Annotated in this window: 13 protein-coding genes; all 13 read right to left on the bottom strand. The window is 68.0% G+C overall.

Going from position 1 to position 13,879, the window contains the following annotated elements:
- Window positions 1-951 precede the first annotated feature (951 nt).
- The 13 genes from BUB75_RS42260 to BUB75_RS42205 all read right to left on the bottom strand — a co-directional run bounded on the left by BUB75_RS42260 (window position 952) and on the right by BUB75_RS42205 (window position 13,458).
- Window positions 952-1,632, bottom strand: coding sequence for a response regulator transcription factor (locus tag BUB75_RS42260; protein ID WP_073266226.1), 681 nt, complete (start codon window positions 1,630-1,632; stop codon window positions 952-954).
- On the bottom strand, window positions 1,590-2,702 hold the full coding sequence (locus tag BUB75_RS42255) for a phospholipase D-like domain-containing protein (protein ID WP_073266224.1): 1,113 nt from the start codon (window positions 2,700-2,702) through the stop codon (window positions 1,590-1,592). Before BUB75_RS42255 ends, BUB75_RS42260 begins: the two co-directional genes overlap by 43 nt.
- Window positions 2,695-3,909 (bottom strand): sensor histidine kinase, encoded by a 1,215-nt coding sequence (locus BUB75_RS42250; RefSeq protein WP_143175775.1) that lies wholly within the window; start codon window positions 3,907-3,909, stop codon window positions 2,695-2,697. The genes BUB75_RS42255 and BUB75_RS42250 overlap by 8 nt, the downstream gene beginning before the upstream one ends.
- 166 nt (window positions 3,910-4,075) lie before the next feature.
- A complete protein-coding gene (locus tag BUB75_RS42245) occupies window positions 4,076-5,155 on the bottom strand; it encodes an LLM class flavin-dependent oxidoreductase (protein WP_073266220.1) in 1,080 nt (359 codons plus the stop codon).
- 29 nt (window positions 5,156-5,184) lie between these two features.
- Window positions 5,185-6,018, bottom strand: coding sequence for an ABC transporter permease (locus tag BUB75_RS42240; protein WP_073266218.1), 834 nt, complete (start codon window positions 6,016-6,018; stop codon window positions 5,185-5,187).
- A complete protein-coding gene (locus tag BUB75_RS42235) occupies window positions 6,015-6,950 on the bottom strand; it encodes an ABC transporter ATP-binding protein (RefSeq protein ID WP_073266215.1) in 936 nt (311 codons plus the stop codon). The genes BUB75_RS42240 and BUB75_RS42235 overlap by 4 nt, the downstream gene beginning before the upstream one ends.
- Window positions 6,947-7,354 carry a lasso peptide biosynthesis B2 protein gene (locus BUB75_RS42230; protein ID WP_143175773.1) on the bottom strand — a complete coding sequence of 136 codons (408 nt, stop codon included), beginning with the start codon at window positions 7,352-7,354 and terminating at the stop codon, window positions 6,947-6,949. Before BUB75_RS42230 ends, BUB75_RS42235 begins: the two co-directional genes overlap by 4 nt.
- A 2-nt stretch (window positions 7,355-7,356) precedes the next feature.
- On the bottom strand, window positions 7,357-7,614 hold the full coding sequence (locus tag BUB75_RS42225) for a lasso peptide biosynthesis PqqD family chaperone (protein ID WP_073266211.1): 258 nt from the start codon (window positions 7,612-7,614) through the stop codon (window positions 7,357-7,359).
- Window positions 7,615-7,630: 16 nt separating this feature from the next.
- Window positions 7,631-9,454 (bottom strand): asparagine synthase-related protein, encoded by a 1,824-nt coding sequence (locus tag BUB75_RS42220; protein WP_073266208.1) that lies wholly within the window; start codon window positions 9,452-9,454, stop codon window positions 7,631-7,633.
- Between the two features lie 107 nt (window positions 9,455-9,561).
- Window positions 9,562-9,693 (bottom strand): lasso RiPP family leader peptide-containing protein, encoded by a 132-nt coding sequence (locus BUB75_RS45930; protein WP_143175772.1) that lies wholly within the window; start codon window positions 9,691-9,693, stop codon window positions 9,562-9,564.
- Between the two features lie 386 nt (window positions 9,694-10,079).
- Window positions 10,080-10,271: a hypothetical protein gene (locus BUB75_RS42215; protein WP_073266206.1), complete on the bottom strand. Its 192-nt coding sequence runs from the start codon at window positions 10,269-10,271 to the stop codon at window positions 10,080-10,082.
- A 788-nt stretch (window positions 10,272-11,059) separates the two neighbouring features.
- Window positions 11,060-12,772 carry an alpha/beta hydrolase gene (locus BUB75_RS42210; RefSeq protein ID WP_073266204.1) on the bottom strand — a complete coding sequence of 571 codons (1,713 nt, stop codon included), beginning with the start codon at window positions 12,770-12,772 and terminating at the stop codon, window positions 11,060-11,062.
- A 29-nt stretch (window positions 12,773-12,801) separates the two neighbouring features.
- Window positions 12,802-13,458: a CPBP family intramembrane glutamic endopeptidase gene (locus BUB75_RS42205; RefSeq protein WP_073266298.1), complete on the bottom strand. Its 657-nt coding sequence runs from the start codon at window positions 13,456-13,458 to the stop codon at window positions 12,802-12,804.
- Window positions 13,459-13,879: the final 421 nt, after the last annotated feature.

Below are 13,879 nucleotides of genomic sequence, written 5' to 3'. Positions count from 1 at the left end.
ACGTAGGTGAAGGCCGACTCGTAACCGCAGTTGATGGTGATCCTTGGACTCTGCGTGGTGGTGTTGTCGGCGCCGCGGACGGAACTGATCTCGTGTTCACTAGCCTGTCGGAGCGGCAGTCCGGCGTTGGCGTCGTGGGCGGGACTCATCCACGTTCGCATCAGAGCATCACCAGTAGTCGACGAACTACTGGTATTCGGTGAACATGCAGATCGTCATCGGCGCCGACACCCAACTCGTCGTCGCGGTCGGTGAGCGGTTGCCGGGTCAACCGCTACTGCACCGTCTATTCGGACTCCGGCACGTCGTGGCTACACCCGGTCCCGCATGGCCGCAACATCGGCACGAGCCGCCACCTGACTGGGCACGCATCGAACCCTTCCGTACCCGGATGAAGAACTCGGCAGCGCCTCGGTCTCCAAAGACCGATTTCAAGTCACCGACGAAGTCCGCGAGGGGATCCCGACGGGTCCTGAAGACCACTCAGCGGCCGGGTGATTTCCAGGGGTGGTCGCGAATTTCCGCAAGAAGGATTCGGACACCGCGTTATCTGCCGACCAGGACGCAATCGAGGTCGAGCAACACTCCTTCGAGTCGATCCGGTCGGGTCTGTCCGGCGCGTCGGCGGCTGGACAGGTTGGCGCCACGCCGACCGTCGAGGGAAGCCCTCGCCGCAGCCACCGGTTGATCCAGGCAGGCGACCATCGTCGGGCGAGCCGTGCGGCGGCTCAGCGCAGCGCGCGGTTGGCGGCGAACTGGCGGGGGCGATCTGTTTCACCGGCTCGTCGCGGGCGAGGCCGTCATCTGCCGGCGTCGATGAACCACAACGACCCGCAGCAACCGAGTCTTCGCCGGCCGCGAACGAGGCGCGGGCCACTTCGAAGTCGGTGATGGATCTGTCGTCGCTCGTTCGCCGACGGTCGGCTGACCCTTCCATGGAGACGCCGGATATCAGGATCGGGCGCGGAAGTGGAGTTCGGTCACATCGCCGGGTCGGATGAGGCCGTCTTCGACAGCCCGCATCAGCATGTCGGCTTTGGTAGGACATGGGCGTCCGACATCGGCGTATTTGATGCGAGCCCGCCGAATGTACATGTCGACGGTGTGCGGCGAAATGCCCATACGACGAGCGACAGAAGTTTTGGACATCGATTGAAACCACCACAGGAGCGCGGTTCGCTCCTGCTCCGATAACCGGGGTGCATCGATGCCGTTGTTACCTACCAGCGAGCCAGCCGTCGTCGGTGTGACGTACGGCCGGTCCGTGGCCGCGGCAACGACGGCGTGCAATAGGTGTGCGCGACCCTCGTTCTTAGCGACGAACGCGCTGGCTCCGGCGTCCTGTGCCGACAGCACCAGGTCCTGCTCGGTGAACTGTGAGAAGACAACGATCCGTTGTCCCGCGTCGGCTATCGCCGGGATGTCATCGACGGCGAGCCGACCATTCAGGTTCAGGTCCATGATGAGGACATCGGCAAGCGCCCGATCAATATCGAGTTCGTCGCCGGTGTGATGGATGAGCACGCGTGGCTCCTGGCTCAACCAGGCGAGCACGCCCTCGATCACCACCGGATGATCGTCGATGACACTTACTGAGATGGTGTCTGGAGTCCCCATCGGCTCTCGACCCATATTTCGTTTGTCTCCTCGTCATAGAGCACTGCGTCCGGTACGAGGCCCACCAGAGTTTCTGCGCAGTCGCCGACGGCCGAGATCACGACCTCGGTTGCGTCGACCACCACGGTGACTCGTGCTGAAACGTCGGCTGAGGCCAGGACCTGCAGTGGGGCTTCAGCGAGCCGGCGCCGGACCGCCGTTGGCAAGTAGGGTGGATCGCCGTAAGACATAAAGGTCACATCGACACCACGGCGTTCGGCGACGTCCGCGCAGGCGCGTAGTTCGTGCAGCAAGGGATGGTCCGTGTCGTCGGTCTCGGCGAACAAGCGGCGCAATCGGGCAGCCTCGATACCTGCCTGCCGCTGGACACGCAGATCTTCAGGATCGAGCCTCTGTAGTGAGAGCCCACGCAGCAAAGGACGCACCCGGAGACTCAGTTCCTCGTACCGGCGTTGGCGGGCGTCATGGACGGCAACCCGCGCCGCGTGTCGGGCCATACGTTCTTCCTGCTCGCGGGCATGGACGGTGGCCTCTCGCGCCACGTCGATCAGCCAGCGAGCGAACGTCGCATAGAGCATCTGAACGCCCACGGTCGCGCACACCACCGCCAGAAATCGGGCGGCGGTGATCCGGTCCCACGCACCGTCCGCTACCAGCGCGACGAGCGTCGCGACGCTGTTGACGGCCAGCAGGACACCCGCCTCCCAGACCGGTCGTCCCAGCAGGAAGAGCACACCGAGCCAGCCCACCGTGTTCCAGGCCCAGGACACGTCGCTCAACGCTTGGCCCGGCGGATAAGCGCTGACCGCCAGGACACCTGCCGTGACCGCCACTCCGGCGAGCACTCGTGCCGTCGCCGCGGAGAGCGCGTCTCTGAGCAGCAGAACGGACCCGACGATCTGCACAACTGTGACGATCAGCCACGCGCCCAACTCCGCGATCAACGGGTCGTAACTCGCCCAACCGCGAAGGAGGATCAACACGTCGTAGCCGAAGTGCCAAACCGCACCGATCGCCACGACGCTGACCGCGACGGCCTTCGCGTATCGCGCCGCTATGTCGTTCGCGGAGGACTGGTCAGCCATCGGGCCACCGCATGACGATCGTGGTTCCTGCACCCGGCGCGGTGACGACGTCGGCGGCTCCGCCGGCCGCCCGAATCCGGCCGAGAATCGACTCGCGCAGACCTCGGCGGCCCGGCGACACCTTCGCCGGTTCGAAGCCGGCGCCGTCGTCGCTCACGGTCACGACCGCACCGTCGCGCATCGACTCAGTCGAGAGCCGAACGTTTGTCGTTCCGGCGTGCCTGCCGACGTTGCGAAGCGCTTCATCCACGCAGGCGGTCAGCGTCTCCGCTATCTCGGCCGGCACCGTCACCGGTGCAAGGTCGAGAGCAACCCGGAGCCTCGGAAATTTGCGAATCACCCCGTCGCGAAGCAGAACGTCGAGACGGATCTTCTCGCCTGGCTCAAGGCCGCCCACGGGTTGGACACGTACCGCTTCCAGCACCATCAAGTCGTCGGACGCGCGCCGCCGGAGTGCATCCGATTCGCCACCGATGACGCCCGTGCTGACCATCGTCAAGGTCGCCAGAACAGTGTCGTGCATCCGGCGTTGTTGCTCACGTTCGTCAGCCCGGGTGGCCTCTCGAGCGCGCTCCAGACTGCGCTGCTGCGCCGCCTCGGCCAGGACCACGTCCGCCGCTCGCCCTGCCCGTCTCAACGTGAGGCTGATCGTCGCCGCGAGCAAGACTTGAAGTATCAGAACGACCCCTGCTTCACCAAATCCTCCGCGGCCGACAGTGTGCGCAGCGACGATCACAAGGCCGACCGCCGCACCCGCTGGCTGACGCAATCCAAATTGGACAGTGAATACCGAGACGCTCGCGAGTAGATCGACCCAGCTGGTGCCCGAGGACGCCGCAGCCAGCTCCGCCGGAACCAGCCGCATGTAAGCGAGACACAGCATGATGACGACCGCCGCATCGGCGACGACGAGCATCTCCCGCATCGGAGGCCGCCGAAAATGCATCGCAAATAATCCCACCCAGGCCAGCAGTCCGCCCGCAGCGGCGTAGGTCAGGCCGGCATCAGCAGGCGGCGCAAGTCCGATCACCGCGATGACGCAAGCAACCGCGGCACTCGCCGTCCGGAAAACCAGGATGATTCTCGTGAGCGCTCGATCGACGCCCTCACCAGCCGCGCCATTGCCGTCATCGATCCCGCGGGCGCCCTCGGGCCGGGCGAGACAGGATCGGATGCGCTTGCGTGGCTCGACGTTCTTCTCAACCACGTAGTCACATTATGAATAAAGGTCCCGATCTGTCAGTGGTCGTCAGCACGTGGACAAGTAGCACTATTCGTGCTAATGCGCACGGGCAGCCCGGTTATCCGAGGCGTCGATTTCGAGAGCACTCAGGCGCACAGACGCTGACTACTTCGACTCCGGTGCACCTCGATCAGCCAAGCCTCGAGGCAGATCGCACTGCGTGGCGGGCCAGCTCAGCGCGAACGAGGGGAAAGACCTCGGTCGCCAGCCGCTCCAGGTTGTCTAGACACGTTTGCGCGTCGCGGGTCAGCTCAACGTGGCACAGCACTCGGGTGCAGCCCGAGCCCTCGATGCCCGCGAAGAGCCGAGCGGCGCAGGCATCGGGTTCCCCGACCGGATGCCATTGCAGAAGGCGATCAGCGATGGCGGCCGCTCGCGCCGCGCCGGTATCCGCAGATCCGGCACCCCGACGTCGGTCGTCCGGCGCTCGATCGACGGGCACGGAACCGCGCGCGACGATGGACTCTGCGCGTGCCAACATGAGCTCGCGAGCATGCTCCGGCGTGTCGGTGACCTGGGCGTAGACCGAGAAGGCGTGGTCGTATCCGAATCTGGGGAAGCCGTTCGCAGCCGCGATGTGAGCGTGCTCTTCGACCAGGTCCGCCTTCGCCTGCGTGCTCTTGTCGAAGTACATCAACATGGGCAGTCCCCGGCTGGCCGCGGTCGGAAGGGAAGCCGACGAATTGACCGCGACGTGGATGGGCGGGCCGCCCGGGGTCGCCGGGCGTGGCACCGTTTGCGCCGGCGGGAAGGCGTAGAGGTCGGTAGCCGCCGTCGTGTCCCCGCTGAACGCCGCGATTGTCCGGTCCAACGCCGCGGGAAAGCCCCGATCCCAGTAATGCCGGCCGGCGCCGATCACCTCGTACTCCATCCCCGGCTGTCCTCGCCCGACACCGAGGCTGAACCGGCCGTCGGACAGATGGTCCAGGAGCGCGGCTTGTTCGGCCACGTGGACCGGCGAGTGCAGCGGCAATATCGTCACTGCGGTCCCCACGCGAATTCGCCGGGTGCGTCCGAGCAGGAATGCCGCCATCGCGAGCGACGAAGGGCTGACGACATCCGCCGCCAAGTGATGCTCGACCACCCAGAGGTCGTCGACCTCGAGGTCCTCGGCTCGGCGTGCCAGGTTCACTGTCCGGGCCAGCGCGTCGGATTCACTCTGTGCGGGCCCACGCTGAGCGTTCAGGAGTACACCGAAACGAACGGTCATCGGGACTACCTCTCGCTGGGTTCCGGGCATCACGTTTCGCTCGCGAACCGGCGCGCGCCCATCGCGAGCGCGAGGACGCCGGCGGCGGCCAGCATGAGCAACTCGAGGGCGACCGGCGGTATCCAACCGCCCCAGGTCACCAGGGCGGGCCCTCCGGAGGTGCGGCGCAGCGCGTCGACGGCATAGGTCAACGGGTTGATCAGGCTTACGACGTGGAGCCCTGCCGGCAGCCCGCTCGGAGGAAACAAGGCCCCCGACAAGAAGAGCAGGGGCATGGTCGCCAGTCCTAATACAGCCTGGAAAGTCTCCGTGCGGCGTACCACGACCGCGATGAACGCACCCGCGGTAGTGAGCGCGAGGGCTACCACCGCGAGCTCCACGAGCAGGGCCGCCAGCACGGTCGGGCGGTAGGACATCCCGACAACGCCGGCGAAGCAGAGCAGGAGACACGCCTGCACGGTGGCGACAGTCGCGCCCCCGAGACACTTGCCGATGAGCAGTGTCCCCCGGCTCACGGGAGCGACCAGCATGCCTCGGAGGAAACCGATCTCGCGGTCCCGGATGATCGACGATCCGACGCCGAGGGCCGGCGCCTGCGCAGCCATGACCAGGATCCCGGGAAACAGGAACTGCTGGTAGTCGCCGCCCCGGATCACACCGTTGAGCCCACCCCCGAGGACGAAGAGGAAAAGCAACGGATTCATCAGCATCAGGACGATGTGCATCGGGTTTCGGACGAGCCGTAGCATCTCCCGGCGCCAGAGCACCCGAATCGCGCGCCACTCACGTGTCCCCCGGTCCGGGGCCGGCGTGATGGGCGTCGGAGCTGATGCCGGCATCGCGGTGACCTCATCCGTCCTCATCGGGGATCCCCCACCGGTTCACCAATTGTCCGGCCGGTGTGGTGCAGGAACACGTCGTCGAGGCTCGGCTTGACCACGGTCACGGAGGTCACCGGAACCGTGACTGCCTGGATCAGCGCCGGTATGAGAGCTGCCCCGTCAGTAGCTCGGACTCGCACCTCGTGGTTGACCAGCGCCGCCGCGAGCCCGAGCTGGGTCCGCACGGCGTGGACCGCTGCCGCGTCGTCCGCCGTTCGGAGGCACACCAGGTCGTCCCCGACCGTTGACTTGAGGTCCGCCGGTGACCCTTCGGCCACGACCGAGCCACGATCGATCACGGCGATTCGCCCGCAGTTCTCGGCCTCCTCCAGGTAGTGCGTAGTGAGGAAGATCGTGATCCCCTGCCGTTGCCGCAGTTCGTGCAGGCGCGTCCAGATGTTCGCTCTGCTGTGCGGGTCGAGGCCGGCGGTGGGTTCGTCGAGGAACAACACCTCGGGTTCGTGCATCAGACCGCGAGCGATGTCGAGCCGCCGACGCATGCCTCCGGAGTAGGTCCGGACCGGTGATCGGCCCCGCTCGGCCAGATGCATGATTTCGAGTACGGCGCCGGCGCGCCGCCGCGCGTCACGCCGGGACGCGCCGTACAGCTCGGCGTGGAACGATAGATTTTCTATCGCGCTCAAGTCCTGGTCGACTGTGGACTCCTGGGTGACGAGCCCGATCCGTCGGCGCACCTCGTGGGGTGCCCGGTTTATGTCCTGCCCCGCCACCGATGCCTCACCGGCGGTAGGCCTGATCAGGGTGCACAGCATGCCGATCGTCGTGGACTTGCCCGCGCCGTTGGGCCCCAGAAATCCGAATGTCGTGCCTCGTGGCACGGTCAGGTCCAAGCCGCGGACGGCCGTCGCGTCCCGGTAGGCCTTGCCGAGCCCACGGGTCCGGACGGCGTTCACCGCGCGCGCACGGCCAGCACCGTGCGATAGAGATGGCCGTCCTCCGGTTCGTCCACCGGTCGACCGGCGACCTCAACCCAGGCGTGTCCACGGAACGGTTCCGTCCGAACGCCGCTGCACCAATCCGGCCAGCTGCCGCCGATGCGGGCGAACAATGCCACCGCAACGGACCGCTGCAGGCAGTGCTGGCCGGCGCAACGCCGGCTGACTGCCACCACCGCGCGGCGTGCGCGCCGCGCCTCGGCTTCGGAAGCGGCCGCAGCACCTCGGCTGGCGAGCGTCAGCCACCGGCATAGGCGGGCCGGAGGCCGAGTGATCAGCAGCCGGGCCACCGCGACCGCCAGCATTGCCTGAAGGCGATCTCGTACCGGCACCCGGGGCGCCGACTCGAGCACCACGGGCATGCTCACGGTGTCACCAGCCCGGCCGAGCGCAGCGCGGCCGTGAACGTGACCACGTCCTGATCCGCCGTGTCGGCGCCGACGCCGAAGCGCTTGCGCAGCTCTACGGCGACCAGGTCCTCCGCGACGCCGCTGGTCAGCATCAGCAGTATGGTTGCGCCGGTGTCGTTCAACTGGAAGTAGCGTCCGGTGCGCTCGTCGAGCAGCACCATTCCGTCGTCCGTCGGCGTCAGGCTGACGGAATCGGCGAGGGTCAGGGACATCTCAGACACCTCTCGGCTAGGCCGTGCTGGGCGTCGCGGCGAGCCCGAGCGCGGAAGCGGATATCGACCGCAGCCAGGTCTCGCAGGCGAGCGTGCGGAAGAGGGGGATCAACGTGCGCGACGTCGGGTGCAGGCCCAGCACGGCCGAGCGGAACATTCCCGCGTCGACCAGCCCCAGCTCGGCGAGTCGCATGCCGTCGCACAATTCGAGCAGTTCCGGCCGATGGCGCTTCAGACCCGCGTACACGTCCGCGCTGTACTCCGCTTTGGACGGACGACCCAAAAGCTCGGGCGGAACGATTCCCCGCATCGCGGCGCCGAGCACGGCCTTGTAGGAGCGCGGTTCGGCACGATCGGCAATGCGGACGGCCAGCACAGCCTCCACCACGCGGTCGTCGAGGTACGGAGCGTGCCAGGACACGCCGTGCGCGGAGGTGAGCCGATTCACCTGACGGATGGAGGCACCGCACTCGCGCACGGTCTGCAGCACCACGTGCTGCCCTCGCAGCGGATGCAGGGGCGCGCAGGTATGGGCCGACCCGAGCAGGGCATCCCGCATCGTCGTCACTGCGTCGGGCGTCGCCCACGGCGGAAGCGTGATTGCGACACCCCAGTCCGAGCAGGGTATTGCCTGCCTGGTGGGTGGCGCGCCGAGAGCGCGCCCGGCGTCTGCGAGCCACCGCCCGTAGCTACGGTTGTCCCACAGCTGGCGCAGGGTCTTCGGCACCGACCAACGGCGAAGCGCCTGGTGCATCCGCAGCGTCTGCAGGTAGCGCACCGGTTGCTGACGGATGACCGTGTGGTCGTACATCGGGAGGGCGTAGAAAAGCTCGTCCCCCCCATGACCGGTGAGATGGACAGTGGACCCTAGTTCGGCGAGCCGACGCGCCTGGAGCCCCATGATGGCCCGGCCGCGTATCCAGGCGAACGGTGCTTCCGGATCGGTGCGGTCCGTGGTCAAACCGGCAAAGTTCAGCGGAACCTCACTCGGGGGTATCACCACGTGCCGGGCGCGTGGCAACTTCGCTGCGGCTCGCGCGGACCAGGCGGCGTCGTCGTTGGCAAGGTCTCGTCCGCCCCAGCGCATGGTCACGAGTTCCGCGGGACCGGATGCTGCGAGGAAGCACAGACTGGTGGAGTCCATTCCACCGGACAGGTCGGCGCTCAGGGTGCCGCCCCGCGCGGTGCGCAACGCTACCGCCTCGGTGAGGGCGTCACGCACAGTCGCCGCGTCGGCCACCGGTGTGTCCGGATCCGGAGGCCTCCACCACCGGACGACGCGGGCGCCGCTATCCCGCCTGAGTTCGAGGTAGTGATCGGTGGCCACAGGCTCCACGCCCTGCCAGTCGCTCTGCTCGCTCAGCGGCCAGGGCGGGGAGGGCGACAACAGATGCCGTGCCACGTGAACGACGTCGAGCCCGGCACCGGTCAATTCCGCCAGCGCCAACGGTCCGTTCGCCACCACGGTGACGCCGGCCATCTCGGCGTGGTAGAGCCGGTGCACTCCCGACACGCTGCCTTGCGCCCGCACATCGCCGTTCGCCGACCCGAACAGGAACCAACTACCGGGTAGCCGCGTCGCTACCCGGTCCAGGTCGTCGAGCCGCGCCACCGGACGGAGAAGGTCGTCCAGGCGGCCCGCCGTCACACGGGTGAAGCCCAGAACAACCAGCCGTACCCCTCGATCGCTGACGGCCTCGAGGAGTTCGTCGTCGGCCCATGATCCGACGATCCACGGTCTGCCCGATGCGTGAGCGACACGCCGGTGGCCGGGCTTGAGGTTCAGCAGGCGTGCAACGTGTTCACCGGCCTCGGTGTCCGGTAGGAGTACGAAATCCATGCCCCTGCCCTTCTGTCGGAGGACCGAATCGACGGGTGCGCCAGCGGGACGCCCGTCGATGAATGACTACGACGAGCGCCCCACCGGCCTATCGGCTCAGGCGAGCGTCACGGGCGGTCGCACCAGAACCAGCACTCCCAGAAGGTGTCGACTCCGCCGCCGCCGTTACCGAGCGTCAGCTCGGCGAAGTCGCCCACCTCGATGAGGGTCGGCGACACGTAGGTCGTCTCGTCCGTCATTGCGCTTCTCCTTTCGCGGGTTGCCCGGCCAGCCCGGGCGCCACGGCATCGACGCTAAAGAGGACAGACAGAATTTCCACGACACGTGTTCGGGTGACCCCGGACCAAGTGACACCTGTTCGAGTGACTTTCCATCGCGAGACGTCCTGGCCACGATCAATCAGGGTCTTGCGCGCGGTGCCGTTCTGGCGGCGCCGTCCGTCGGGAAGTTCGACGTCGGCGGCGACCACATGCACCCACTGCTCGCGGTACAGGTTGAGGTTCCCCCGGTTTCCCGGACGGCCCTGGTGTGGTGGTCAGGCCGCGGCGGCGGGGCGGCGGCGCCATGGCGGCGCCGACCCAGTAGCCGATCGACGCCGACTGCAGTGCGCCGCGGATGATGTGGCTCAGGTTGACCGGCCGACGAGCTCGTCGGCATGGTCCACGATGGCCCGGGAGAGGCTGCGTCCTGCCGCCTCCTCGGTCAAGGCCATGTCGATGGCGGCGACCTGGGCGTCGAGGGTGAAGTACGGGTCGTCGCGCTCGGGATTCCAGGGTGCGAGCTGGTGCTCGCACAGCGGTTCAGTGCTCGACGACATCGACGGGACCGGCCGCGGGACCGCACCCGCCGACGGCGTGGCCGGATCTGGACCGGTCCGGAAGAGAGAGTCATGCCTGTGCCGCCGCCGGGCCTCTCCGGGCTGCCATTGTGGGCAGGCACGGCGCGACGGCGTGCCGCGCTGCGAGACGTTAGCGCCGCCCGTGTCACCAACGGGTCTTTGCCTAGGAGGCGACCGAACCGTCCTCGCGCCCCCCTGGCCTCACACGCCAGACGCTCTGCAGCTACTCGCCTGCGGCGGGCGTCATCGTCAAGCCGGATAGGCCAGGGTCGGAGCGCCGCGGCGTGGACAGCTGGCCAAGAAAGGCCAGCTCCGCGAGTTACGGAGCTGGCCTTGTGCTGCGATCCGCGCATAAATCGCGGCGGCCATACTTCCGTGAGAACCGCTCCACCCGAGCCGTTTACGCAGATCAGCGAGCCGATCGGCCGTAACCTACGCTAACGCAATTCAGACAAAGCGGTTCGAACCTCTTGCGTGGACCAAAGTTGTCAAGACAAGAACCGCATCTTCGCAGTTCAGGGCGACGATGCGGCCGTCTCTGCGTTCCGCCAGCGCGGGTGACGCGTAGCCGGTTCACTCGTCCGACTCAGTCGGTATGCCTTCCTGGTCCTGCCGCCGCGCCTCCAGCGTCGTGGCGAGTGGGGCCTGCGTGAGTCTGACCACCGCTCGACCGCTCATGTCGGGCCGTCTGACGAAGCGAAGCCGATCTTGGCGCGTCTGCGTTCGCTCAACGCAACAGCGCCTTCAGGACCAGGATGACGTCCAAGTCAGTCGGACCGGGTCGCGATCAGGTCGGTCAGCTCCGCGGTCCGCTGCGCGGTCCAGTTGTCCGGGGGCGCGATGTCCGCCCAGGCGGGCACCGGTTCCGAGCCGTAGCTGTGCCCGTGCCCGGCCGGCACCCCGGTGGAGAAGGCCATGTCGGCGGTCACCTGCCAGAACGTCACGAACGGGTACCAGTGGATGTCGGTCGACACGTCGGCGCCGCGGGGCTCGCGCAGCCAGTCCGGACGGCTGAGCATCAGCCGCGGACTCCACCACACGATCGGGTCCGACGCGTGCTGCAGGTACGCCACCCGCGGTGTCGACCACGCCGACGCCGGACGGTCCAGGTCGGTGGCCGGATCACGGGCGAAGCGGATCGTGGCGCCGTTCTCGTAGCTGGGCAGGATCTCGGTGCTGCCCGGATCGCGGTCGGCGACGAACTGGCGCCACAGCTCGTTGCGGTTGGGCGGGCCGACGAGCAGCATGCCGTCGACCCGGTTGCGGATGTCGTCGGCGCCGCTGAACGCCGACTCCGCGCCGAACGAGCCCAGGCTCTCGCCGAACAGCAGCAGTTTGGGCCGTTTGCCCACTGCCAGCTTCGACCATGCCCCGTACACGGCGTTGAACAGGTCGCGCCCGGCCTGCCGGGCGCGTTCCTTGTCGACCAGGAAGGACAGCCAGCTAGGCAGGTACGAGTACTGCATGCCGACCATGGCGGAGTCGCCGTTGTACATGTACTCCAGCGGGTCGACGCCGTCCTGGTCGACCCAGCCCGTGCCGGTCGTGGTGATCACGAGCAGCACCTTGCGGTCGAACGCACCGGTGCGTTGCAACTCCGCCACGGCCAGGGCGGCCCGTTCCCGCGAGGTCGGCGCCGAGTCCAGTCCGGCATAGACCCGGATCGGCCGTTCGGCGCCGTTGCCGCCGAATCGCCGCAGCTCTTCGAGGCTGGGCCCGCCCGCGACGAAGCTGCGGCCCTGCTTGCCGAGCGACGCCCAGGACACCAGCGAGCCCGGACCGCCCGAACGTAGCGGATCCTGGGTCGGCGACACGTCGGGCTCGGTCTCGCCGTTGATCGCCTTGAAGCTGTTGTCGGTAACGGTGAAGAACCCGTCGAGGACCACGCCGTTGAGCACGCCCAGCGTCAGCAGTATCACCACCAGGCCGGCGAGCACCCGCGCGGTCGACGCCGGGATCACCCGTCCGAGCAGTCGGCCGACGCCGCGGGCCGCGCGGGACAGCAGCCGGATCAGGCCAACCAGGCCGGCGGCGAGGAGCAGGGCGAGCGGCAGGACGAGGAGGTACCGGGGACGTGCAGGCGCGTCCACGCCCATCATCTCGTGGATCTCCCGCTGCCAGCCGGCGCCCCGATAGAGGAAGAACAGCACGGCGACCGCGGCGCCGACAGCCAGGATGCGCCAGGCGGTCCGGCCGGGCCGGTGCATCGGGCGGCTGCGCAGCTTACTGGCCAGCCACACCGCCAGCACGCCGAGCCCGTAACCGATCGCCGCCGAGATGCCGCTCACCGCCCCCTGTAGCCCGGGCCCCCGCGGCAGCAGCGACGGCGTCAGCGACAGACAGAAGCAGGTCACCGCGGCGAGCAGCCCGACGTAGCCGTAGTGCCACCGATGCAGCAGTCGCCACCACCAGCCGCGTCGCGGTTGCGATGGATGCTCGGGCTCGGCGGGCGCCGGCACCCGCGACGTCGTGGTCGTCATCTCCGTGCCATCCTCTCCATCGCCTGTCATCAGCTCCACCTCCCGATACCGGCGGTCACCAGGACGCCGAAGCCGTTGACCGCCCAGTGCAGACCGATCGGGGCCAGCAGGCTGCCGCTGCGCCGGCGTAGCTCGCACAACAGCACCCCGGCCGCCGCCGTGAACACCACGGCCCCGGCGACGGCCACGACCTGCCCGGTCGGGCCGGGACCGACCAGGTCGGTCACCGCCGGGTTGACCCGATTGAGACGCAGCGACGGCAGCACGTGCCAGACTCCGAAGAGAGCCGACGACACCAGCGTGGCCGGAATGCCGCCCCACTTCCGACGCAGCAGCCCCCACAGCACTCCTCGGAAGGCGACCTCCTCGAACAGGATCGTGCCGAGCGGGATCACCACGAACGCGGTGTGCACCGCCGCGCCCAGGTCCGTGAGGTACCGCTCGTCGAGGAACGCGGACCGGGTGGCGGGCAGCCAGGCAGCCATCACGTACACCACGGCCACCGCGGCGGCACAGCACAACGCGTACGCCATACCACGCCGCAAGGACCGGCGGGCCAGGCCGACGTCGCCGGCACCGAGCCCGGCTACGCGGGCCAGCAGCAGCAACAGCAGGGCTCCGAGCGGCCCGGCGACAAGCATGGAGCCCGACGGCGCGAAGTGCCCGATGGCTAAGACCCCGGCCATGAGGCCCACCGTCGCCACCACGGCCCACGTCGATGGCGTCCCGCGGTTCGACGGCGCAGCTGTCACACCCTGAGCATCGCCGTCGTAGCCCAACCCCAGCCTCACCCCTGACGGATGGCCTGGCTCACCGTCGCGGCCAGGAGAGGTGTGAATCGCCCCGACGCGTCGAGAGGCAGCAGAGCCGCGAACCACCCTCGAAGAGGTTCGCCATGCCCTGTCGGGCACCGCTCTGGACGGTCATTCGATCAGCGCGGGGGCGGTGCGCACGAGGTGGGACCCCAGGCGAGAGGCCGCGTCAGGCGAGCCTCTGCACAACTTCGGTCCTCATCTGGCACCCCTCTAGGTCAAGCCCGGGGTCGTAGGGTGGTCGGTGGCGGGTCCGGGGAGTGACTTTTCCGAAGCGTCGATGTCGGGGTTGGAG

The organism is Cryptosporangium aurantiacum (genome assembly GCF_900143005.1).
GTDB classification, from domain to species: domain Bacteria; phylum Actinomycetota; class Actinomycetes; order Mycobacteriales; family Cryptosporangiaceae; genus Cryptosporangium; species Cryptosporangium aurantiacum.
Note: the sequence above shows the minus strand (reverse complement) of the source record. Positions and strands in the feature narration are given on the sequence as shown.

Coding starts and splice junctions, on each gene's coding strand:
- BUB75_RS42260 (WP_073266226.1), bottom strand. CDS start 1,632: ATGGGTCGAGAGCCGATGGGGACTCCAGACACCATCTCAGTAAGTGTC.
- BUB75_RS42220 (WP_073266208.1), bottom strand. CDS start 9,454: ATGGATTTCGTACTCCTACCGGACACCGAGGCCGGTGAACACGTTGCA.
- BUB75_RS42245 (WP_073266220.1), bottom strand. CDS start 5,155: ATGACCGTTCGTTTCGGTGTACTCCTGAACGCTCAGCGTGGGCCCGCA.
- BUB75_RS42205 (WP_073266298.1), bottom strand. CDS start 13,458: ATGGCCGGGGTCTTAGCCATCGGGCACTTCGCGCCGTCGGGCTCCATG.
- BUB75_RS42255 (WP_073266224.1), bottom strand. CDS start 2,702: ATGGCTGACCAGTCCTCCGCGAACGACATAGCGGCGCGATACGCGAAG.
- BUB75_RS42215 (WP_073266206.1), bottom strand. CDS start 10,271: ATGTCGTCGAGCACTGAACCGCTGTGCGAGCACCAGCTCGCACCCTGG.
- BUB75_RS45930 (WP_143175772.1), bottom strand. CDS start 9,693: ATGACGGACGAGACGACCTACGTGTCGCCGACCCTCATCGAGGTGGGC.
- BUB75_RS42240 (WP_073266218.1), bottom strand. CDS start 6,018: ATGAGGACGGATGAGGTCACCGCGATGCCGGCATCAGCTCCGACGCCC.
- BUB75_RS42230 (WP_143175773.1), bottom strand. CDS start 7,354: ATGCCCGTGGTGCTCGAGTCGGCGCCCCGGGTGCCGGTACGAGATCGC.
- BUB75_RS42210 (WP_073266204.1), bottom strand. CDS start 12,772: ATGACGACCACGACGTCGCGGGTGCCGGCGCCCGCCGAGCCCGAGCAT.
- BUB75_RS42225 (WP_073266211.1), bottom strand. CDS start 7,614: ATGTCCCTGACCCTCGCCGATTCCGTCAGCCTGACGCCGACGGACGAC.